Genomic DNA, 19,543 nt, shown 5'->3' with positions numbered 1-19,543 from the left:
AACCATGGCGACCGCGACCGCATCCGCTAAACCCAGGACCTTCTTCGGCCTCTTCTGGCGCCGCTTGCGGCGGCACAAGATGGCCATGGCCGGCTTGGTGGTCATCGTCCTCCTCATCCTGATGGCCATCTTCGCCCCCTGGCTGGCCCCGTATGACCCCACGGCCCAGCCCACGGGGGAGGACGTGGGCCAGTACTACTTCAACCCCCCCTCCCGGGAGCACCCCTTGGGCACCGACGACCTGGGGCGGGACGTGCTTTCCCGCATCATCTACGGCTCCCGCATCTCCCTTTTGGTGGGCTTCGCCGTGGCCTTTTCCAGCGTGATCCTGGGGACCATTATGGGCACGCTGGCGGGCTACTTCTCCGGGCGCCCCTTGCGCTTTTACCTGGGCCCTTTGCGCCGGGAGCGGGAGGGGTTTTACCCTTGGAGCTTCGCCCTTTGGCGGGTGGTTTCCTGGTTCCTCTACTACGGGGTGCTTTACCTGGTCCTTTCCATCGCCTGGGCCTTGGCCCAAGACGGCATCCGGGCGGGAAGCGTGGGGAGCTACCTGGGCTTTGGGCTCACCTTGGCCCTGGTGCTCTGGGCCGCCTGGTATGGGCTTAAGGGGCAGATCCGGCTGGACCTGGACGTGGCCATCAGCCGCCTCATTGACTTCATGCTGACCATCCCCACCTTGCCTTTGCTCCTGGTGCTTTCCGCCCTCCTGCGGGACCCTGGGGTCAAGGTGGGGCAGTGGGCGCAAGGGGTGTTTGGGGATGCGGCGAGCGTCTTCATCATCATCACCATCCTGGTGCTTTTCGGCTGGCTGGGCACGGCGAGGCTGGTGCGGGGGAACATCCTCTCCCTGCGGGAGCAAGACTACGCCACCGCCGCCCAGGCCCTGGGGGCCACGGACGCCCGCATCATGTTCCGCCACTTGGTGCCCAACACCCTGGCCCCCCTCATCGTCCAGGCTACCTTGCAGATCGGCGGGGCCATTTTGGTGGAGGCGGCGCTTTCCTTCCTGGGCTTTGGCATCCAGCCCCCGGTGGCCACCTGGGGCAACATGCTGACCAACGCCCAGGAGTACATCTTCACCGCCCCGTGGCTGGCCCTCCCCCCGGGCTTCATGATCTTCATCACCGTCTTGGCCTTTAACTACCTGGGGGACGGCCTGCGGGACGCCCTGGACCCGCGGAGCCGGCTCTAGCCATCTCCGGAAAATGGGGCCGGGCGCCCCCGGCCCCTTTTCACTTCGGGGTAAGGCGGTCTTCCGGGTAGGCCGCCTCCACGAAGTAAAGCCCGTGGGGTGGGGCGGAGGGGCCGGCGAGGCGGCGGTCTTGGGTTTGTAGTATGGTCTTTAGGCTTTCCGGGGAGCGTTTGCCCAGGCCCACTTCCAGAAGCGTTCCCACCATGCCCCGCACCTGGCCCCGGAGGAAGGCGGTGCCCCGGAAGTAGAAATGGACCTCGAGGCCCCCCTCCCCCTCCACCACCGAGAGCCTGGCCTCCAAGAGCTCCCTTACCCCTTCCCGCACCTCCTCCTTGGCGAAGCCCAGGAAGTTGTGCCGCCCAAGGAGAAGGGGAAGAGCCTCCTCCACGGCCTTTAGGTCCAAGGGGTGCCGGAGCCAAAGGGCCCGGTGGCGGAGAAGGGGCGAGGGATAGGGCCTTAAGAGGACCCGGTAGCGGTAGGCGCGCCACAGGGCATCCTTGCGGGCGTGGAAGTCCCTCGCCACCTCCCTGGCGCCATGCACCTTGAGGTCCTCGGGGAGGAGGCGGTTTAGGGCCTCGGGGATCCTTTCCACGGGGATGCGGCCTTGCAGGTCCACGTGGAAGGGCATGGCCAGGGCGTGGACCCCGGCGTCGGTGCGGCCGGCGGCCACCGCCTTGGGGAGGGCCCCGATGGCGGGAAGGACCTTCTCCAGCTCCCCCTGCACCGTGCGCAAGCCCTCCCGTTGCCGCTGGAGCCCGGCGAAGTGGGTGCCGTCGTATTCGGCGAGGAGGAGGATGCGGCGCACGCCCTAAGCTTAGTCGGTGCCCACGGGGGCCTTGGGGCTTTGGCCTTCCAAGGCCACCCCTTCCCCCACCACCTGTACCGCCACCACATCCCCCACCCGGAAGGGGCTTTCCGGCCCCTCTTGCACCAGGACCTCCCGCTCCGGGGCCAGGAGGCGCACCCGGTAGGTGAGGTCGTGCCCCTTGAACTCCCGGGCCACCACCCGGCCCAAGGCCCTGCCCTCCTCCGGGGGGGCGAGCCGCAGGGCCTCGGGGCGCAGGGAAAGGAGAAGAGGTCCGTGGGCGGGCTCGGCCAAGGCCACGGGGCCAAGGCAGGTTTCAGCGTAGCGCCCCTTCCCCTCCCCGGAAAGGAGGTTGGTGCGCCCGAGGAACTGGGCCACAAAGGGGGTCTTGGGCCGGAGGTAGACCTCCTCGGGGGTGCCCACCTGCAAAAGCCTCCCGTCCCGCATCACCCCCAGGCGGTCGGCGAAGGAGAGGGCCTCCTCCTGGTCGTGGGTGACCAGGAGGGCGGTGGTGCCCGTTTCCTTGAGCACCTTGCGCACCTCTTCCCGGGTGGCGGCCCGGAGGCTTGCGTCCAGGCTGGAGAAGGGCTCGTCCAGGAGGACCAGCTTGGGGCCGGGGGCCAGGGCCCGGGCCAAGGCCACCCGCTGCTGTTGCCCGCCGGAAAGCTCCTGGGGCTTGCGGTGCTGGAAGAGGGTCATGCCCACCCGTTCCAGGGCCTTCTGCGCCCGGAGCAGGCGGTCTTTCCCCTTGAGCCCGAAGGCCACGTTGCCCAAGGCGGTGAGGTGGGGAAAGAGGGCGTAGTCCTGGAAGACGAAGCCGATGCCCCGCCTTTCTGGGGGAAGGTGGGTGATGTCTTGGCCCTCCAGAACTACCCTTCCCCCGTCGGGGCTTTCCAGGCCGGCGATGACCCTAAGGAGGGTGGTCTTGCCGCAGCCCGAAGGCCCAAGCAAGGCCAGGATCTCCCCGGGGTAGACGGCGAGGTCTATTCCCTTCAGCACCTCGTGCTCCCCGAAGCGTTTGCGGATGCCCTTTAGGGCTAAAAGCGGCGCTCGGTCCAAAGCAGCACCCCCACAAAGGCCGCCGAAAGAAGGGCGATGAGGAGGGCGAAGGGGGCGGCCTCAGCGAACATGGCCTCTTGAGTGTAGCTGAAAACCCGGGTGGCCAAGGTGGCGTAGCCCATGGGGGCCAGGAGGAGGGTGATGGGGAGTTCCTTCACCGCCCCGATGAAGGCCAAGGCTCCCCCCGCCACCGCCCCCCGCCAAAGGAGGGGGAAGGTGACCCGGAAGAAGGCCCCCGTGGGGGTTTCCCCCAAGGTCCTCGCCGCTTCCTCCAAGCGCCTTGGCACCTGGAAAAGCGCTCCCCGCACCGGGCCCAGGCTCTCCGCCAGGAAGTGGAAGGCGAGGACCAGGACCAAAAGGGGCAGGGTGCCGTAGAGGAAGGGAAGGCTCCGGAGGCTGAAGAAGATCCAGGCCAGGGCGAAGGCCAAGGGGGGGATGGCGTACCCCAGGTAGGCCAGGCGCTCCAGGAAGCGGGAGGCGGGGGAGGGAAGGCGCACCGCCAGGTAGGCCAAGGGCAGGGCCATCCCCACGGCCAAGAAGGCGGCAGGGGCCGCGGCCAAGGCGGAATGCCCTAAAGCCTCCCAAAGCCCGCTAAGCCCCTCCTGGGGAAAGCGGCGGGCCAGGTGGAAGAGGGCATAGAGGGGAAGGGCCAAGGCGACAAGAGGGGGGAGGAGGGCTAGGGCGTAGCCCAAGGGGGCAAGGGGCCCAAGATGGAGGGGCCGATGGCGCCGGCTTGCTCCCTTTCCGGTGCGGGCCAGGGTGAGGCGGCGGAGGAGAAGGCCCTCCAGCCACAAAAGCCCCCCGGTGAGAAGGAGGAGCAGCAGGGCCAGCCAGGCGGCGTACACCCGGTCAAAGGCGGCGCTATATTGCAGGTAGATGGCGTAGGAGAAGGTTTCGTAGCGCAGAAGGCTCACCGTGCCGAAGTCTCCCAGGACGTGGAGGCCCACCACCAGGTAGCCCGAGAGCAAGGCGGGCAGAAGCTGGGGGAAAGCGGCCCGGAAGAAGGCCCGCCAAGGGCCCATCCCCAGGGTCCTCGCCGCCTCCTCCAAGGCGGGGTCCAGGCCCAAAAAGGCGGCGCGCAAGGAGAGGAAGAGGTAGGGGTAGGTGATGAAGGAAAGGACGAAAAGGGCCCCCACGTACCCCTCGAGGCGGGGCAAGGGCAGGATGCCCCCCGGGCCGGTGGCGGCCAGGAGGACGTAAGCCCCCACGTACCCCGGGACGGCCAGGGGCAGGGTGAGGAGGAGGGAAAACAAGCGCTTGCCCTTGAGGTCGGTGCGGGTGGTGAGGAAGGCGAGGGGCAGGGCGAGGAGGGTGGTGAGGGCCAGGACCCCCACGAGGAGGGCCAGGGTGTTGCGGAGGAGCTCCAGGTTTTTGGGGCGAAGGAGGATTTCTTGGAGGGCGCCGGGGTCGGCCTCCAGGGCCCGCAGGACCAGGTAGGCCAAGGGCAAGGCCACCCCGCCCCCCGTGAGGAGGGCGGGCACCAGGAAGGGCAAAAGCCCGGGCAGGTGGTGGAGGCCTCGAGGCCGGACCATCTACAAGATGCCCAGGTCGCGCAGGAGCTTCAGGGCTTGGTCCAGGGGTAGGCGCTCAAAGTCCAGCTTGGGGCTTTTCCGCAGGGCCTGGTCCAAGGGGAGCAGGTTGGGGTCCACCACCACGCCTTTCACCAAGGGGTACTCCCCCACGTTGCCCACAAAGTACTGCTGCCCCTTGGGGGAAAGGAGGTAGGTGAGGAAGCGGTTGGCGGCCACCAGGTTCTTGGAGGTTTTGAGGATCCCCGCCCCCGTGACCAAGGCCAGGTTGCCCACGTCCCCGTCTTGGAAGTGGTGCATGCCCAGGTTGTACCCGGCCCGGCGGAAGCGGACCACGTAGTAGTGGTTGGTGGAGCCCAGGTCCACCTCCCCCGCCCGGATGGCGTCCAGCATGGCGGGGTTGGAGGCGTAGGCCTTGGGGTTCAGGGCCTTCATGGCCAAAAGCCACTCCCGGGTCCGGGCTTCCCCGTACAGGGCGATCATCCCCGCCACCATGTCCTGGAAGCTGGAGTAGGTGGGGGTCCAGCCCACCCGGCCCTGGAGGCCCTTCTCCTGGGCGAAGCGGGGGAGGTCTAGAAGGCTTTGCGGCAGCTCCTCCGGCTTGAACTTCTGGGGGTTATAGGCCAGCACCCTAAGGCGCACGGTCACCGGCACCCAGGTCTTGGAAGCGGGCACGAAGGCCAGGGGCTGCTTGAGGAGGGTTTCCCCCAAGGGCCTAAGAAGCCCCCGGGACGCCGCCTGGCCCAAGGCCCCGGCGGTGTTGGCCCAGAAGAGGTCTGCCGGGGAGCGGCTTCCTTCCTCCTGCAAGGCGGCCAGGATCTGGGCGTCGGAACCGTAGCGCACCTGGACCCGGATCCCCGTTTCCTCCTGAAACTGCTTGATTAGGGGTTCCACCAGGCTTTGGCCCCGGCCAGAGTAGATGGTGAGGGTCTGGGCCTGGGCTAGGGTCAAGGCGGTTAAGCCGATTAGCACGAGCCAAGTTCTCTTTCGCATCCTGCCTCCTTCTCCCGGAAGCCTCCGGGGGGGCGAGGGCGCCCTCTGCCTGGGTAGGCTAGCCCATCCTGGGGAGAAAGTCAAGTATTCCGGTCGGATTTCAAATATTTAGGAGCGATAATTGCTCGCAACAAGGGAAAGACCCCGGTCAGGTTCGTGGGCCAAAAGGGGGCTTCCCCGGTGTAGACCAGGGGCACGGGGTTTCGGGTGTGCCGAGGGTGCCAGGGCTCCTCGGCGTTGCCGTGGTCCGAGGTGAGGAGAAGCTCTCCTCCTTCGGCCAGGAAGCCCTTGAGGAAGAGGGAAAGCTCCCGGAAGCGCTCGGGCAAGGTTTCGGGGGCGCGGTGGGCCGCCAGGTCCAAGGCCCAGTACTCCAGGACCACCAGGTCCCAAGCCCGGGCCAAGGCCGCTGCCCGCGCGCCCATGCCGTAGGGGTCTTCCCAGAAGGCGGGGGGCAGGGCCAGGGGGTGGCCCAGGGGGAGGAGGGGGAGGCCGGCGAGCCTCGCCGCCTGGGCGAAGGCGGAAAGCATCTCCCTTCGGCCTCCCGTGGCCCGCTTGAGGTACTCCGGCCGGTAGGCGTTGGCGTGGAGGACGTTTAGGCCCTTTTCCCGGGCCCAGGCGTAGAGGCTTCGCCGGAGGAGGGGCTTAAGCCTGGGGCTCGGGAAGGGCCCCTGGTGGTGGCCGAGGAGCCGGGCGGCGTTGATCCCGGTGAGGAGGGCGGTCTGCCCCGTGCCCGACTGGGGCAGGCCCTCCACGCCAAGGGTGGCGTCCAGGGGTCTGGGGGAGAGGTCCAGGAGGAGGGGGAAGAGGTCTTTGAGCGCCTCCCCTAGGCCCAGGCCATCCACGAAGAGGAAGAGCACAAGGCCAGTGTAAAGGTGCCTTGCCTTTCTATGCGCCCCGGGTTTTTGGGTAATCTGGAGCCGGAGGGAAAGCGATGCCGGTGCGTAAGGCGAGTGCGGTATGGGAAGGCGGTCTCCGCCAGGGCAAGGGTATCATGCGGCTCCAGAGCCAGGCCTTTGAGGGGCCTTATTCTTTCCCCTCCCGCTTTGAGGAGGGCGAGGGCACGAACCCGGAGGAGCTCATCGCCGCGGCCCATGCGGGTTGCTTCTCCATGGCCCTGGCCGCCAGCCTGGAGCGGGAGGGGTTTACCCCCAAACGGGTTTCCACCGAGGCCAGGGTACACTTGGAGATGGTGGAGGGAAGGCCTACCCTCACCCGGATTGAGCTCCTGACCGAGGCGGAGGTGCCCGGGATTAGCCCGGAGAAGTTCCAAGAAATCGCCCAGGCGGCCAAGGAGGGTTGCCCGGTTTCCCGCGCCCTGGCGGGAGTGAAGGAGATCACCCTCCAGGCCAGGCTGGTCTAGGCCTCCCCCTTCCAAAGGAGGCGGCCGCAGGAGGGGCAGCGGGTGAGCTGCCCCTGGACCACTTTTTGCGCCACGTGGGTGGGCAGGACCACGTTGCACCCCTCGCAGCGGAAGACCTGTCCCTGCCGCGCCATGCGCACGATGCCCATCCCCTTGCGGGCGCGGCGGATGGCCTCGTACTCCTTGAGGACGGGGGCGGGGATGCCCTGGGCCAGGGCCTCCCGCTCCGCTAAGCGGGCGGCGATCTCCGCCTTGAGGGCCTCCACCCGCACCCGGTTGGCCTCGAGGAGTTCTTCCAGCTTGGGTCTGAGCTGGGCGAGCTCCGCCTCGAGGCGGGCGATCTCGCCCTCCAGGTTCTCCATGGCCTCCATGATGGGGGTGGAAAGCTCCAGGAGCTCCCGGATGCGGTCCTTAATCTGCTGGATGCGGTTTTCGTACTGGGTCTGTTCCCGGGCGCTTTGGGCTTGGCGCTGCTCCGCCTCCGCCTGCTTTTCCTTGGCGGTGAGGTCTTCTATGTCCAGGCTGTGGCGGTTGTACTCCTTCCTGAGCTCCGCCTGGCGCTCCAGGAGGTCGGCTAGCTCCTCTTCCAGGGCCTCCACTTGGGCTTTGACGGCGAGGAGCTCCTCCGGGAGGCTTTCCGCCTCCTGCCTGAGCCTGTCTATTTCCAAGTCCTTTTCTTGGAGCCCGAAGAGGGCCTTGAGCGCCTCGAGTTGTCCCCGGTGGGGAGCGTCCGGCCCGTTCACGCTTCCCATTCTAACCCCGTGAGGAAGGGGTTCGTGCGGGCCTCCAGGGCCAAGGTGGTGGGAGGCCCGTGCCCGGGGAGGACCTGGGTTTCGGGGGGCAGGGAAAGGAGGCGTTTCAAGGAGGCGAAAAGGGCCTCCCGCTCCGAGCCCGGCAGGTCGTAGCGGCCGATGCTTCCCCGGAAGAGGAGGTCCCCGGAATACACCGCCTGGCCCACGGGGTCCAGGAAGGCCACGTGCCCGGGGCTATGGCCCGGGAGATGGAGGACCTGCAGGCCGAAAAGCTCCATCCCCTCCGCCAGGGGCTCCACGGGCAAGGGGGGTTTGGGGATGGCGAAGCCCCAGGCCGCCGCCACCTCCTGGGCCCGCCCGTAGAGGGGAAGGTCCAGGGGGTGGAGGTAGACGGGCAGGCCGTAAGCCGCCACCAAGGGGGCCACCGCCCCCACGTGGTCAAAGTGGGCGTGGGTGAGGAGGATGGCCTTGGGGGTGAGGCCCCTTTGGGCCAGGAGGGCCAGGATCTTCTCCGGCTCGTCCCCAGGGTCTATGAGGACCGCCCCTTGGGGGGTTTCCACCAGGTAGCCGTTTTCCGCCAAGGGGCCTAAGACCAGGCGGTGGGCTTTCATGGCTCCGTGGGGAGGCCCTCCTGTAGCCACTCGTGCATGGAACCGAGGTAGTTGCGGGCCTTCACCCCGAGGCTTCGCAGGATGAAGAAGGCCACGGCGCTCCGGGCCCCGGAGTGGCAGTAGACCCCCACCTCCTGGCCCGGGGCGAGGCCCAGCCTTTCCAAAAGCCCCTCGGGGTTGAGGAAAAGCTCCAGGGGGGCGTTTCGGCTTCCCGGGATGCGGCCCCCCCGGGGGCAGCAGGGGGGGTGGACCTTACCCTGGAACTCCTCGGGGCTCCGCACGTCCAGGAGGAGGGGGTGACGGGCGGCCTCGTCGGCGGTGAGGAGCCAGTCGCGGCGCAGGCGGGCCTGGGTTTGGCTCCGCTCGGGCTTGGGCTCCTCCTTCTCCGTGGCGTAGGGCTCCCAGCCCTCGGTCCAAAGCTCCACCTCGAGGCCCCCTAGCCCCAGGAAGAAGGCGGTGCGGCAAAGCCGGCTCGTGAGCCCCTCGTCGTAGAGGACCACGGGGCTTTGGAGGCCGAGGGTTTGGAAAAGCTCGGTGAGGCCCGCCTCCAGCGCCCTAAGCTCCGCCTCCTCCCGCAGGCGGAGCTTGGGCGCGGAGAGGTCCAGGTGGCGGGCCCCCGGGAGGTGCCCGGCCTCGTAGGCGGGCCGGGGCCGGGTGTCCACGAAGAGGGCGTTTTGGGGAAGCTCCATGCCCTTGATTATAGGGGGCGCAGGGGTAGGCGCTTTGGATGAGGATACTTGACAAAGGAAGGCGCAAGTGATATAAGTGTAAGTGGAGGTGATGAGTATGGCCCTGGTGCGTAGGGACGCTCGTCCTCTGGAGATCACGCCCTTTAGGACCTGGGGTCCCCTCTCCCTCCTGGAGGAGGCCAACCGGCTCTTTGAGGAGGTCTTGGGCGACTTCGGCCGGCCCGTGGTGACCTACGTGGCCCCCGCCGACCTCTACGAGACGGACGAGGCCTTGGTCCTGGAGATGGCGGTGCCGGGCCTCACCCCGGAGGATTTGGAGGTGAGCCTCGAGGGCAACAAGCTCACCATCCGGGGCCAGGTGAAGCCGGCTCAGGATGCCCAGGCGCGCCGCTACTACCTCCAGGAGATCCCCCACGGCTCCTTCGTCCGCACCTTCACCCTTCCCGTGGAGGTCAAGGGGGACGAGGCCAAGGCGGAGTTCCGCCACGGCATCCTCCGGCTCACCCTGCCCAAGGTGGCGGAGGCCCGGGCCAAGCGGATCCCCATCCAGGTGGTCCAGTAAGGGCCTAAAGGGCTAAGGCCCCCGGGCTTCCCCGGGGGCCTTAGGCTTTCCGCAGGGCCTCGGCGAGCCGCTTTAAGGCCTCCTCCAGGACCTCGGGGTAGGTGGCGAAGTTGAGGCGCACGTAGCGCTCGTACCCTTCCCCGAAGCTCTCCCCGGGGTTCAAGGCCACCCGGGCCTCTTTAAGGAGGTGGGCGGCGGCCTTGGGGATCCCCGTGCCCAGCCAGGCCAGGTAGGTCCCCTCCGGGGGGAAGTGGACCAGGCCCAGTTCCTTGGCCCAGGCGGCCACCCGCTCCCGGTTGGCCTTCAAGAGGGCCAGGGTTTCCCGAAGCCAGGGCCCCCCTTCCCTTAGGGCCGCCTTCCAGGCGGCCATGGCGAGGACGTTGGGGAAGGTGTGGGGGAGGTGGCGCTTCAGGGCTTCCACCAAGGGCTTGGGCCCCACCACGGCCCCCATGGGGAGCCCCGCCAGGTTGTAGGCCTTGCCCGGGCCCAAGAGGGTGAGGGTACGCTCGGGAAGGAAGCGGGCCAGGGGCACGTGGGGCCTTTCGTAGGTGAGGGGGGCGTGGAGTTCGTCGGAAACCACGATGAGGTCGTGCTTGCGGGCGATGGCGGCCAGGGCGGAAAGCTCCTCCTCGGTGAAGACCCGGCCTGTGGGGTTTTGCGGGTGGCAGAAGAGGAGGAGGCGGCTGGCGAAGGCCAGGCGTTCCAAACCGGGGAGGTCCAGGCGGTAGCCCTCCTCCGTTTCCCGCAAGGGGTTGGCCAGGAGGGTGCGCTTCTGCTCGCGGATGGCGGCGAGGAAGGGGGGGTAGATGGGAAGCTGGGTCAAGACCCCTTGCCCGGGGGCGGTGAAGGCGGCCACGGCGGCGTAAAGCCCCACCACCACCCCGGGCAGGAAGGCCACCTCTCCCTCGAGGCCCGTGCTCTCCAGGAGGAGGGCCTTGAGCTCCCAATCCCCCTCCCGGGGCGGGTAGCCCAAAAAGCCTTCCGCCCGCTCCTTCAGGGCCCGCACGATGGGCTCGGCCACGGGGAAGTCCATGTCCGCCACCCAAAGGGGCAAGACGTCCTCGGGGTAGGTGCCCCACTTCAGGGAGTCCTTGCGGGGGGGTAGCGTCATGGGTTTATCTTACCGGGGCCTAGGTGTGGTCCTGGACCACCCTAAGGCCCAAGGCTTCCAAGCGTTCCACCAAAGCCCGCACCGCCCCCTTCACCCCCTCGGTGATGAGGGGACTCCCGAAGCGGCTCACCCCGGCGTAGACCCCGTGGGCGCTTGGCCGCACCTCCAGGAGGAGGTCTTGGGTGAGGTCCTCCTCCTCCACGTGGGTGAGAACGTAAAACCCCTTCTCCCCCTTGGCGGTTTCCAAAAACACCGCCACCCCGCCCGAGAGGGGCACGGGGGTTTTCCCTAGCTCCAGGGCTTCGGGTAGGTTTCCTTCCAGTAGGGCGTGGGCCACGGCGTACCTCCTTAGGGGGGGCCAGGGGTGGGGGTCCTCCCCCACCTTGGTGAAGACGGCGTGGAAGAAGGGGCGCCCGGCCTCCCGCCACTTGAGGGCGTACTTGGTCCTCAGGTGGGCCTCCGGGGGCGGCTTCACCTCCACCCGGTAAAGCCCCGTTTTGGCCGCCTCCTCCAGGGCGAAGCGGAAGTAGCCCTCGTGGTCCGTGGTGAGGAGGAGGCTTCCTCCTTCCCTGAGCCGGGTGGAAAGTTTGCGGAAAAAGCCCTCCTGGAGAAGCCGCCTTTCCTGGTGCCGCTTCTTGGGCCAGGGGTCGGGGAAGTTCACGATGACCGCCTCGAGGCCTCCCGCCGGCACCAGGTTCCGCAGGGCAAAGGGGCCTTCCCCGTGGTAAAGGCGCACCTTTTCCACCCCGTGGCGGCGCATCTTCTTGTAGGCCCGTAGGACGCTCGCCGCCGAAACCTCGGCCCCCAGGATGAGCCAGTCGGGGTGGGCCTGGGCCAGCTCCAGGGTGAAGCGCCCGTCCCCGAAGCCGATCTCCAGCACCAAGGGGCCTTCCCGGCCAAAGAGGTCCCGGGGGGAGGGGGGCCAAGCGGGAAGGAGGGCGGGGCGCACCAGCACGAGGGGGCATTATACGGCCTTTTCAAACCCTTTTCACAGGGGGGGAGTAGTCTAGAGCCAAGGGGGTGTTTCCATTATGCCCATCCAGGGGGGCTTAAACAGGCTTGCCTTTGGGGAGCCGTTGCAGTTTTGTAGGCCTCGGGAAGGAGGTATGGCCCTTGGGAACCAGGAAGACATGCCACCCTCATACCCCGTTCCTCAAGCCGTGGCGCTGGCTGGCCGGGGAGCAAGGAGGCAAGCCCTTGGAACCTCTGGCCGCAAAGTTGCACCCTGAACTCCGGCTGCGCTTTTTGACCGCTTCCCCGGGTTCCCAAAAAAGGGGCCGGTCTAGCCTTGGGAGGGGGTGGGTACGTTGAGGGGGATAGCCCGCGTCTTGGTGGTGGACGATGAGCCCCTTCAGCGGGCCTTGTTGCTGCGGGCCCTGGCTCCCTTGGGCTTGGAGGTATGGGTGGCTAGCCACGGCCAGGAGGCGCTGGAGCGGCTTCAAGACGGCATGCCCCACGCAGTACTCACCGATTTACACATGCCCTTCATGGACGGTCTCACCCTGACCCGCCACCTCAAGGCCCTAGACCCTCTCTTGCCGGTAATCCTCCTCACCGCAGACGGGGAGCGGGAGGTGCGCCTGAAGGGGATTGAAGCGGGGGCGGACGACTTTCTCCACCGCCCGGTGGACCTGGCGGAGCTCCGCCTCCGGGTAAAAGGCCACGTGGAGCGCCGCTTTTTACAGGAAAAGCTGGAAGATCTAGAACGGGCTCTTTTGGCGCTGGTGCGGGCGGTGGAAGCCAAAGACCCCTACACCGCAGGCCACGGGGAGCGGGTGGCGCGCTACGCCCTCTGGACCGCCGAGGTTCTGGGCGTCTTGGCCCATGAGGTGGAAGATCTTCGCCTGGGAGCCCTGTTGCACGATGTGGGCAAGATCGCTATTCCGGATCATCTTCTTCGGGGGGACCGCCCGCTAACGGAGGAGGAGTGGCGGATTGTTCGGGAACATCCCATCAAAGGGGACGAGATCCTCAAGCCCCTTAAGGCCCATCCGCGCTTGCGCCCCTACGTGCGTTGGCACCACGAACGTCTGGACGGCTCCGGCTACCCAGACGGGATCACGGAGGTGCCCCTCCTGGTGCAGGCGGTGGCCGCCGCCGACATCTACGATACCCTTACCAGCAGGCGCACCTACCGCCACCCCGCTAAACCGGAGGAGGCCTTGGAGGTCCTGAGGGAGGAGGCGGACCAGGGCCGGCTTTCCCAGGAAGTGGTGCGGGCCTTTAGGAGCGCCCTTTTGCGAAACCGCGTTCTGCGCCGCTAAAACCCGTACTCCTCCCAGCGGGCCTCCACCAGGGCCTTGACCTTGGGGTCCATGCGGATCTTTTCGGGCCAGACCCGCTGGAAGCCCTCCTCGGGGAGCTTGCGGGTGCCGTCCAGGACCAGGACGGGCCCCTCCGCCCCGGGCATCACCCGCGCGTCCCGCTCGGGGTCAATGTTGTTGAGCACGGCCCAAAGGAGCTCCGCTGGGGTCAAGGCGGTGTCGGCGTCCGCGAGGAGGAGGAGGCGGATGCCGGCGCTTTGGGGCGTCTTTAAGAGCCTTTCCGCCACCTCCCAGGCCTGGTGGGGCCGCCGCTTCTCCAAGGTGACCCCCCAAAGCCCGGGCCACTGCCGTTGGGCCAGGGCCTCCGGGTCCTCGGGGAGGGCGGTGTGGGCCTTGGGGGTGAAGGGCACTTCCCCTCCCTCTTCGGGAAGCTTGCGCGTGCCGTCTAGGAAGAGCTTCCCCCCGAAGGCGAAGGCGCGGGCGCTGTGGTCCAGGACGTCCACGGGGCCCCGGAGGAGGAGGGTGTCCCGCCCGGGGAGGGCGTGCTTGAGGGCCTCCAAGAGGGCAGCGAAGCCCGGCTTCACGGGCACCTCCCCGTCCACCGCCACGATGACCTTGGCGAACATCATCTGCCCAAGGCCCAGCATCCCGTAGGCCACCTTGTAGGCCTGGCCCGGGTACTCCTTCCTTAGGCTCACGTTCACCCAGTTGTGGGCCACCCCCTCGGGGGGCATGTGGTAGTCCACCACCTCGGGCAGGACGAGGCGCAGGGCGGGGAGGAAGAGCCTTTCCGTGGCTTCGATCAGGTAGGCGTCCTCCATGGGGGGTACCCCCACGATGGTGGCGGGGTAGATGGCCCCTTTGCGGTGGGTGAGGGCGGTGACGTGGAAGCGGGGGTAGAGGTCTTTGGGCGTGTAGAAGCCCGTGTGGTCGCCGAAAGGCCCTTCCTCCACCAGGGGTTCTTCCGGGTCAATGTAGCCCTCGAGGACGAACTCCGCCTCCGCCGGCACCGGCAGGTCCACGGTGAGGCCCTTGGCGAGCTCTATGGGGGCCCCCCTGAGGAAGCCCGCCAGGTGGAACTCGCTCACCCCCGGAAGCGGGGGAAGGGGGGCGGTGGCGGCGTAGGTGAGGATGGGGTCTCCCCCCAGGGCCACGGCCACCTCCAGCTTTTTCCCGAGCTTCCTCGCCTTTTCCAGGTGGCGGCGGCCCACCTTGTGGAGCTGCCAGTGCATGGCAGTGCTCCGCTCGTCCAGGACCTGCATGCGGTACATGCCGAGGTTGAGCTCCCCCGTCTCCGGGTCCTTGGTGATGACCAGGGGCAGGGTGAGGAAGGGCCCCCCGTCCAAAGGCCAGCACGTGAGGACGGGAAGGCGCCTTAGGTCCACCGCCTCGCCCCTATACACCACCTCCTGCACGGGGGCCCGGCGCACCCGCCGGGGGAAGAAGCCCTTGAGGAGGGGGAGCTTAGGAAGGAGCCCCAGGAGGGCGGAAAGCCCTCCCTTGCCCGGGTTCAGGGCCAGGAGGGTTTCCACCTTCTGGGCCAGCTCGTCCAGGTCCTCCACCCCCAGGGCGAAGGCGGCGCGTTCCCGGGTCCCAAAGAGGCCGATGGCCAGGGGGAAGTCCTTGCCCACCACCCGCTCAAAGAGGAGGGCGGGGCCGCCTCGCTTCACCATGCGGTCGGCGATCTCGGTGATCTCCAGCTCGGCGCTCACCGGGACCTGGATGCGCTTGAGCTCGCCCCGGGCTTCCAAGGCCTCTAGGTAGGCCCTTAGGTTCCTAAACACGGGCCTAAGCTTACCCAAAGGGGAAAGGGGAGGGAAAGGTGGCGCCTACACTTCCAAAACCAGGTGCTCTAGGCGGAAGGCCTTGGGGGTGCCGTGGACCAAAACCGCCTCCAGGCGCACGGGGAGGTCGTCCTGGCCCAGGAGGAAGCGGGCGCTTTGCAGGAGGCGGAAAAGCTTTTTGGGGGTGATGGCCTCGAGGGGGGTGCCGAAGCGCCCGGAGGCCCGTTGCTTCACCTCCACCACCACGTAGACCCCGTCTTTTTCCAAGAAGAGGTCCACCTCCCCGAAGGGGGTGCGGCGGTTCCGCCCGAGGAGGCGGTAGCCCCTTTGCAAGAGGTAGGCCAGGGCCGCCTCTTCCGCCCACTTCCCCTTCACGGCGCCCACTCTTGGAAAAGAACCCCGTCCAGGTAGAGGCGGAAGCGGGCCTCCCCCCGCGCCGGGTAGGTCCCCTCCAACCTTAACCCCGCCTGCCCCACCCCCTCGTACACCACCCGCTCCCCGTCCGCGTCCAGGAGGGTGAGGCGCACCTCCCGCCCCTCCGCTTCCTGGGGCAGCTCCAGGGCCAAGGACACGCTCCGTTCCTCCACGGGAGGGGCGGGGGGCAGGAGCACCTCGCCCCGCACCGCCACCCTAAGGCGCACCCCGCTCCCCTCGGGCATGGGGGTGCCGGGGGCGGGCGCTTGGGCGATCACCGTGTCCTCAGGGGCGCCCGAGGGCACCTCCTCCACCTCCGCCTTGAGCCCGGCGGCGTTGAGGAGGAAAAGGGCCTCCTGGCGGGAAAGCCCCACGAGCCGGGGCAGGGGCCAGGTGGAGCCCGTGGAGGCCCCTTGGGAAACGAGAAGCCACACCCCACCCCCGGGGGCCAAGGGGGTGCCGGCGGGGGGGAAGGTGGCGAGGACGGTGCCTAGGGGCTTTGGGCTTTGCGCCTGGGCCACGCCCGCCACCTGGAAGCCCAGCTCCTTGAGCCGGGCCTCCGCCTCTTCCTGCCTAAGGCCTGCAAGCTCGGGCACCGGGTTGAGCCGCGCCTGGTTGAGGGTGAGGCGCACGGTGCGGCCGGCCCGGAGGCGGGTGCCGGGCGGGGGATCTTGGGCCAGGACCGCCTCCTTGGGCTTGGTGGGGTCGTTGCCCTCCTCCACCTCCAGCCTCAGCCCCGTGTCCTTGAGGAGGAGAAAGGCTTCCCGGGCGCTTTTGCCCACCAGGTCGGGCACGGGGTACTCGGGGGGGTTGAAGTAGCGGTAAAGCCCCTGGGAGAGCAGAAAGACGCCCAGGGCCAGGAGGAAGACCCCGGGGGCCACCCCCAGGAGGCGGGGCCTTAGCCTGGGCTTGAGGGGGGCGGCCTTCTTTCCCAGGGGCCAGGGGGAGAGGTAGGCCACCCCGTCTTCCCCCATGGCCAGGTGCTCCCGGCCGAAGCCCAAGGGGGCCAAAGCCTCCAGGGCCTTGGCGGGCGGGGCTTTGCGGGAGAGGGGCTTTTCCGGGAAGAAGGCGTAGTGGCGGCCCGGCTTGGCGGAGACGTGGGCCTCGAGGAGCCCCAGCTCCATGAGCCGCTTCAGGGCCGCCCGGTAGCGGTAAAAGCGCTCCTTGTCCTCGGGGGTCTTCACGTCAAAGAAGAAGACGAGCCCCCCCTCCACCCGGTAGAGGGTGATCCCCTCTCGGCTTTCCAGGGTTTCCAGCACCGGGTAGCGGTCGTCCAGGACCATGCGCCGCCGATTATACCCGGGCCGCCTTATACTCTAAGGCGCTATGTGGGATGTGCTCGTGGTGGGCGGTGGACCTTCGGGCCTCTCCGCGGCCCTCTTTTTGGCCCGGGCGGGCCTAAAAACCCTGGTATTGGACGGGGGCCGCTCCCAGGTCCTCCAGGTGAGCCGGGTGCCCAACTACCCGGGGCTTTTGGACGAACCCTCCGGGGACGAGCTTTTGGCCCGGCTCAAGGCGCACGCCGAGCGGTACGGGGCCGAGGTGCGCCCAGGGGTGGTGAAGGGGGTGCGGGACCTGGGCGGGGTCTTTGAGGTGGAAACGGAAGAAGGGGTGGTGGAGGCGGAAAGGCTTCTCCTTTGCACCCACAAAGACCCCACCCTCCCCTCCCTCCTGGGCCTTAGCCGCAAGGGCACCTTCATTGACACCGACGAGGGGGGGCGCACCAGCTACCCCCGGGTCTACGCCGCCGGGGTGGCCCGGGGCAAGGTGCCGGGCCACGCCATCGTGAGCGCCGGGGACGGGGCCTACGTGGCGGTGCAACTCATCTCCGACCTCAGGGGCGAGCCCTACAAGGACCACGCCAAATAGGGCCTTCCCTTTCTCATCCTTCCCCCGTAGGGTGGGGAAGGTATGCTCCGCCGCCTCCTTTCCCTCACCCGCCCCCTTTACTGGTTTTACGAGCGCCGCCTGCAAAGGGAGGTGAAGGGGGGGCCCATGCCCCGCCACCTGGGCCTCATCCTGGACGGGAACCGCCGCTACGCCAAGGCCCTAGGGCTTTCCCCCACCAAGGGGCACGAGTTCGGGGTGCACAAGGCCTACGAGGTCCTGGAGTGGTGCCTGGAGATGGGCATCCGGACCGTCACCGTGTGGGTCTTTTCCACCGACAACTTCCGGCGCTCCCCCGAGGAGGTGGAAGAGCTCATGCGCCTTTTCGTGCGGGAGGCGGAGCGGATGGCGGAGGACCACCGCATCCATCGCCACCAGGTGCAGGTGCGGGTGATCGGGCGGCGGGAGGGCTTCTCCGAGGAGGTGCTGAGGGCCTTGGAGCGCCTGGAGGAAAGCACCCGCCACCACCGGGGCATGGTGCTCAACATCGCCATGGGCTACGGGGGGCGGGAGGAGATCGTGGATGCGGTGAAAAGGCTCCTCCTCGAGGCCGAGGAGAAGGGGCTTACCCCGGGCCAGGTGGCGGCCGCCTTGACCCCGGAGGAGATCGCCCAAAGGCTTTACACCGCCGGGCTTCCCGACCCCGACTTCATCATCCGCACCTCGGGGGAGATCCGGCTTTCGGGGTTTTTGCTCTGGCAGTCCGCCTACTCCGAGTTCTACTTCGCCGACGTGCTTTGGCCCGAGTTCCGCAAGATTGACTTCCTCCGCGCCCTCAGGAGCTACCAGGCCCGGGAGCGCCGCTTCGGGCGTTGACAAAATGCGGGGCTTCGTATACCCTTACAGGCAGGATGCTGGCCCGTGGGAAAAAACTCGGCCGCCGGGGGGTAGGATAGCCCTCTAAGGGTTCCTTATCCCCCGGCCCGAGTTCGGGCCGGTTTTCTTTTTAGGGAGGGGCGCATGCGGGAATGGAAGATTATAGACTCCACCTTGAGGGAAGGCGAGCAGTTTGAGCGGGCGAACTTCTCCACCCAGGACAAGATTGAGATCGCCAAGGCCCTGGACGAGTTCGGCGTGGAGTATATAGAGGTCACCACCCCCATGGCCTCTCCCCAGTCCCGCAAGGACGCGGAGGTCCTGGCCTCCTTAGGCCTCAAGGCCAAGGTGGTGACCCACATCCAAACCCGCCTGGACGCGGCCAAGGTGGCGGTGGAAACCGGGGTGCAGGGGATTGACCTCCTCTTCGGCACCAGCAAGTACCTGCGGGCGGCCCACGGCCGGGACATCCCCCGCATCATCGCCGAGGCCCGGGAGGTGATCGGCTACATCCGGGAGCATGCCCCCCACGTGGAGGTGCGCTTCTCCGCCGAGGACACCTTCCGCTCCGACGAGCACGACCTCTTGGCGGTGTACGAGGCCATCGCCCCTTACGTGGACCGGGTGGGCCTGGCGGACACCGTGGGCGTGGCCACGCCCCGTCAGGTCTACGCCTTGGTGCGGGAGGTGCGGCGGGTGGTGGGGCCTAACGTGGACATAGAGTTCCACGGCCACAACGACACGGGCTGCGCCATCGCCAACGCCTACGAGGCCATTGAGGCGGGGGCCACCCATGTGGACACCACCATCCTGGGCATCGGGGAGCGGAACGGCATCACCCCTTTAGGGGGGTTTTTGGCCCGCATGTACACCCTGCAGCCCGAGTACGTGCGCGGGAAGTACAAGCTGGAGATGCTTCCCGAGCTGGACCGCATGGTGGCCAAGATGGTGGGGGTGGAGATCCCCTTCAACAACTACATCACCGGGGAAACCGCCTTCAGCCACAAGGCGGGAATGCACCTCAAGGCCATCTACATCAACCCCGAGGCCTATGAGCCCTACCCCCCCGAGGTCTTTGGCGTCAGGCGCAAGCTCATCATCGCCTCCAAGCTCACGGGCCGCCACGCCATCAAGGCCCGGGCGGAGGAGCTCGGCCTACACTACGGGGAGGAGGAGCTCCACCGCATCACCCAGCACATCAAGGCCTTGGCGGACCGGGGCCAGCTTACCCTCGAGGAGCTGGACCGCATCCTAAGGGAGTGGATCACGGCATGAGCTTGGAGGTTGCGAAACTCCTCTTCCGTGAGGCCTGCTTGTTGCAGGATTTTCTTAAAAGTCCCCTTTGGAAGTTCCCCGCTGTGGAAGGGTACCACAACCACCCGCCCATCGGGGTGCGCGTAAAGGCGATGGCCGCCTTTGGCCATCCTCTCGGTGAAGCCCAGCCGTTTGAGTTTGCGGGCCACCTCTTCTGGCCTAGGCGGCATCCACGCTCACCTCGGCCACCCGTACATCTGGGGGCAGGGTCCGGCCTTCTTCTTGGAGAAAGCTCAGGACTAGCTCCAAGGCCTCCTTGGCGTGGACTAGAGCCTCCTCGGGGCTTCGGCCAAAGGAATGCGCTTGGGGCAGGGCGGGAAACTCGGCGATCCAGTACCCCGGGTTCTCGGGATCCTCGTAGACGAGGGCCGTGTACGTGGGCATACCCTCATTATAGGAGG

At 67.6% G+C, this 19,543-nt stretch carries 21 protein-coding genes and 1 pseudogene; 7 read left to right on the top strand and 15 right to left on the bottom strand.

Annotated elements, in window-relative coordinates; genetic code table 11:
- Positions 1 to 4: 4 nt before the first annotated feature.
- Positions 5 to 1,192 (top strand): ABC transporter permease, encoded by a 1,188-nt coding sequence (locus tag L0D17_RS00470; RefSeq protein WP_243093431.1) that lies wholly within the window; start codon positions 5 to 7, stop codon positions 1,190 to 1,192.
- Positions 1,193 to 1,232: 40 nt separating this feature from the next.
- Here the strand turns inward: L0D17_RS00470 and truA are convergent, their stop codons facing one another.
- The 5 genes from truA to L0D17_RS00445 form a co-directional block, all read right to left on the bottom strand.
- Positions 1,233 to 1,997 (bottom strand): tRNA pseudouridine(38-40) synthase TruA, encoded by a 765-nt coding sequence (truA, locus tag L0D17_RS00465; protein WP_243093429.1) that lies wholly within the window; start codon positions 1,995 to 1,997, stop codon positions 1,233 to 1,235.
- A gap of 9 nt (positions 1,998 to 2,006) precedes the next feature.
- Positions 2,007 to 3,056 (bottom strand): ABC transporter ATP-binding protein, encoded by a 1,050-nt coding sequence (locus L0D17_RS00460; protein ID WP_243093427.1) that lies wholly within the window; start codon positions 3,054 to 3,056, stop codon positions 2,007 to 2,009.
- A complete protein-coding gene (locus L0D17_RS00455) occupies positions 3,035 to 4,588 on the bottom strand; it encodes an ABC transporter permease (RefSeq protein ID WP_243093425.1) in 1,554 nt (517 codons plus the stop codon). Before L0D17_RS00455 ends, L0D17_RS00460 begins: the two co-directional genes overlap by 22 nt.
- Positions 4,589 to 5,578, bottom strand: a complete 990-nt coding sequence (locus L0D17_RS00450) for an iron ABC transporter substrate-binding protein (RefSeq protein ID WP_243093424.1) — start codon at positions 5,576 to 5,578, stop codon at positions 4,589 to 4,591. It lies immediately after the preceding gene.
- Between the two features lie 80 nt (positions 5,579 to 5,658).
- Positions 5,659 to 6,435 carry an alkaline phosphatase family protein gene (locus L0D17_RS00445; protein ID WP_243093418.1) on the bottom strand — a complete coding sequence of 259 codons (777 nt, stop codon included), beginning with the start codon at positions 6,433 to 6,435 and terminating at the stop codon, positions 5,659 to 5,661.
- Positions 6,436 to 6,509: 74 nt separating this feature from the next.
- On the opposite strand from L0D17_RS00445, the gene L0D17_RS00440 reads away from it, so the two are divergent.
- The gene (locus L0D17_RS00440; RefSeq protein ID WP_243093417.1) at positions 6,510 to 6,938 is read left to right on the top strand and encodes an OsmC family protein; all 429 of its coding nucleotides are present in this window, start codon (positions 6,510 to 6,512) and stop codon (positions 6,936 to 6,938) included.
- Here L0D17_RS00440 and L0D17_RS00435 read toward each other — a convergent pair.
- From L0D17_RS00435 to L0D17_RS00425, 3 genes are read right to left on the bottom strand one after another with little or no spacing between them, the layout of a single operon-like run.
- The gene (locus L0D17_RS00435) at positions 6,935 to 7,690 is read right to left on the bottom strand and encodes a zinc ribbon domain-containing protein (protein ID WP_039455217.1); all 756 of its coding nucleotides are present in this window, start codon (positions 7,688 to 7,690) and stop codon (positions 6,935 to 6,937) included. The genes L0D17_RS00440 and L0D17_RS00435 overlap by 4 nt on opposite strands.
- Positions 7,678 to 8,301, bottom strand: a complete 624-nt coding sequence (locus tag L0D17_RS00430) for an MBL fold metallo-hydrolase (RefSeq protein ID WP_243093415.1) — start codon at positions 8,299 to 8,301, stop codon at positions 7,678 to 7,680. The genes L0D17_RS00435 and L0D17_RS00430 overlap by 13 nt, the downstream gene beginning before the upstream one ends.
- The gene (locus L0D17_RS00425; RefSeq protein WP_243093413.1) at positions 8,298 to 8,990 is read right to left on the bottom strand and encodes a sulfurtransferase; all 693 of its coding nucleotides are present in this window, start codon (positions 8,988 to 8,990) and stop codon (positions 8,298 to 8,300) included. Before L0D17_RS00425 ends, L0D17_RS00430 begins: the two co-directional genes overlap by 4 nt.
- A 97-nt stretch (positions 8,991 to 9,087) precedes the next feature.
- On the opposite strand from L0D17_RS00425, the gene L0D17_RS00420 reads away from it, so the two are divergent.
- The gene (locus tag L0D17_RS00420) at positions 9,088 to 9,552 is read left to right on the top strand and encodes an Hsp20/alpha crystallin family protein (RefSeq protein ID WP_243093411.1); all 465 of its coding nucleotides are present in this window, start codon (positions 9,088 to 9,090) and stop codon (positions 9,550 to 9,552) included.
- Positions 9,553 to 9,592: 40 nt separating this feature from the next.
- On the opposite strand, the gene L0D17_RS00415 is transcribed toward L0D17_RS00420, so the two are convergent.
- Complete coding sequence (locus L0D17_RS00415; protein ID WP_071676822.1) at positions 9,593 to 10,663, bottom strand: cystathionine beta-lyase; 1,071 nt, start codon at positions 10,661 to 10,663, stop codon at positions 9,593 to 9,595.
- A 19-nt stretch (positions 10,664 to 10,682) separates the two neighbouring features.
- The gene (gene trmB / locus L0D17_RS00410; RefSeq protein WP_243093409.1) at positions 10,683 to 11,618 is read right to left on the bottom strand and encodes a tRNA (guanosine(46)-N7)-methyltransferase TrmB; all 936 of its coding nucleotides are present in this window, start codon (positions 11,616 to 11,618) and stop codon (positions 10,683 to 10,685) included.
- Between the two features lie 352 nt (positions 11,619 to 11,970).
- Between trmB and L0D17_RS00405 the strand changes: the two genes are divergently transcribed.
- Positions 11,971 to 12,927: a response regulator gene (locus L0D17_RS00405; protein WP_243093407.1), complete on the top strand. Its 957-nt coding sequence runs from the start codon at positions 11,971 to 11,973 to the stop codon at positions 12,925 to 12,927.
- Here the strand turns inward: L0D17_RS00405 and L0D17_RS00400 are convergent.
- Genes L0D17_RS00400 through L0D17_RS00390 form a run of 3 tightly spaced genes read right to left on the bottom strand, consistent with a single transcriptional unit; the run spans position 12,924 to position 16,408 of the window.
- The gene (locus L0D17_RS00400) at positions 12,924 to 14,711 is read right to left on the bottom strand and encodes a menaquinone biosynthesis decarboxylase (protein ID WP_243093405.1); all 1,788 of its coding nucleotides are present in this window, start codon (positions 14,709 to 14,711) and stop codon (positions 12,924 to 12,926) included. The genes L0D17_RS00405 and L0D17_RS00400 overlap by 4 nt on opposite strands.
- 45 nt (positions 14,712 to 14,756) lie before the next feature.
- On the bottom strand, positions 14,757 to 15,095 hold the full coding sequence (locus L0D17_RS00395; protein WP_243093403.1) for a YraN family protein: 339 nt from the start codon (positions 15,093 to 15,095) through the stop codon (positions 14,757 to 14,759).
- Positions 15,083 to 16,408 (bottom strand): PASTA domain-containing protein, encoded by a 1,326-nt coding sequence (locus L0D17_RS00390; RefSeq protein ID WP_039455240.1) that lies wholly within the window; start codon positions 16,406 to 16,408, stop codon positions 15,083 to 15,085. Before L0D17_RS00390 ends, L0D17_RS00395 begins: the two co-directional genes overlap by 13 nt.
- Before the next feature lie 43 nt (positions 16,409 to 16,451).
- On the opposite strand from L0D17_RS00390, the gene L0D17_RS00385 reads away from it, so the two are divergent.
- The 3 genes from L0D17_RS00385 (at position 16,452) to lysS (ending at position 19,103) form a co-directional block, all read left to right on the top strand.
- Complete coding sequence (locus L0D17_RS00385; protein WP_243093401.1) at positions 16,452 to 16,994, top strand: NAD(P)/FAD-dependent oxidoreductase; 543 nt, start codon at positions 16,452 to 16,454, stop codon at positions 16,992 to 16,994.
- A gap of 42 nt (positions 16,995 to 17,036) precedes the next feature.
- Positions 17,037 to 17,828 (top strand): isoprenyl transferase, encoded by a 792-nt coding sequence (locus L0D17_RS00380; protein WP_039455247.1) that lies wholly within the window; start codon positions 17,037 to 17,039, stop codon positions 17,826 to 17,828.
- Between the two features lie 144 nt (positions 17,829 to 17,972).
- The gene (lysS, locus tag L0D17_RS00375) at positions 17,973 to 19,103 is read left to right on the top strand and encodes a homocitrate synthase (protein ID WP_243093400.1); all 1,131 of its coding nucleotides are present in this window, start codon (positions 17,973 to 17,975) and stop codon (positions 19,101 to 19,103) included.
- A 5-nt stretch (positions 19,104 to 19,108) separates the two neighbouring features.
- On the opposite strand, the pseudogene L0D17_RS00370 reads toward lysS, so the two are convergent.
- A pseudogene (locus L0D17_RS00370) lies at positions 19,109 to 19,312 on the bottom strand (type II toxin-antitoxin system HicA family toxin); the annotation flags it as partial.
- Positions 19,302 to 19,526 (bottom strand): type II toxin-antitoxin system HicB family antitoxin, encoded by a 225-nt coding sequence (locus L0D17_RS00365; RefSeq protein ID WP_243093399.1) that lies wholly within the window; start codon positions 19,524 to 19,526, stop codon positions 19,302 to 19,304. The gene L0D17_RS00365 and the pseudogene L0D17_RS00370, both read right to left, overlap by 11 nt.
- Positions 19,527 to 19,543 lie beyond the last annotated feature (17 nt).

It is taken from the genome of Thermus thalpophilus (assembly GCF_022760915.1).
GTDB lineage: Bacteria > Deinococcota > Deinococci > Deinococcales > Thermaceae > Thermus > Thermus thalpophilus.
This window is presented reverse-complemented; position numbering and strand designations above follow the sequence as displayed.

Excerpts from the sequence above, each read along its gene's own strand:
- L0D17_RS00470 (WP_243093431.1), top strand. The coding sequence starts at position 5 with ATGGCGACCGCGACCGCATCCGCTAAACCCAGGACCTTCTTCGGCCTC.
- L0D17_RS00455 (WP_243093425.1), bottom strand. The coding sequence starts at position 4,588 with ATGGTCCGGCCTCGAGGCCTCCACCACCTGCCCGGGCTTTTGCCCTTC.
- L0D17_RS00450 (WP_243093424.1), bottom strand. The coding sequence starts at position 5,578 with ATGCGAAAGAGAACTTGGCTCGTGCTAATCGGCTTAACCGCCTTGACC.
- L0D17_RS00440 (WP_243093417.1), top strand. The coding sequence starts at position 6,510 with ATGCCGGTGCGTAAGGCGAGTGCGGTATGGGAAGGCGGTCTCCGCCAG.
- L0D17_RS00435 (WP_039455217.1), bottom strand. The coding sequence starts at position 7,690 with ATGGGAAGCGTGAACGGGCCGGACGCTCCCCACCGGGGACAACTCGAG.
- L0D17_RS00430 (WP_243093415.1), bottom strand. The coding sequence starts at position 8,301 with ATGAAAGCCCACCGCCTGGTCTTAGGCCCCTTGGCGGAAAACGGCTAC.
- L0D17_RS00425 (WP_243093413.1), bottom strand. The coding sequence starts at position 8,990 with ATGGAGCTTCCCCAAAACGCCCTCTTCGTGGACACCCGGCCCCGGCCC.
- L0D17_RS00420 (WP_243093411.1), top strand. The coding sequence starts at position 9,088 with ATGGCCCTGGTGCGTAGGGACGCTCGTCCTCTGGAGATCACGCCCTTT.
- L0D17_RS00415 (WP_071676822.1), bottom strand. The coding sequence starts at position 10,663 with ATGACGCTACCCCCCCGCAAGGACTCCCTGAAGTGGGGCACCTACCCC.
- L0D17_RS00390 (WP_039455240.1), bottom strand. The coding sequence starts at position 16,408 with ATGGTCCTGGACGACCGCTACCCGGTGCTGGAAACCCTGGAAAGCCGA.
- L0D17_RS00385 (WP_243093401.1), top strand. The coding sequence starts at position 16,452 with ATGTGGGATGTGCTCGTGGTGGGCGGTGGACCTTCGGGCCTCTCCGCG.
- L0D17_RS00380 (WP_039455247.1), top strand. The coding sequence starts at position 17,037 with ATGCTCCGCCGCCTCCTTTCCCTCACCCGCCCCCTTTACTGGTTTTAC.
- lysS (WP_243093400.1), top strand. The coding sequence starts at position 17,973 with ATGCGGGAATGGAAGATTATAGACTCCACCTTGAGGGAAGGCGAGCAG.
- L0D17_RS00365 (WP_243093399.1), bottom strand. The coding sequence starts at position 19,526 with ATGCCCACGTACACGGCCCTCGTCTACGAGGATCCCGAGAACCCGGGG.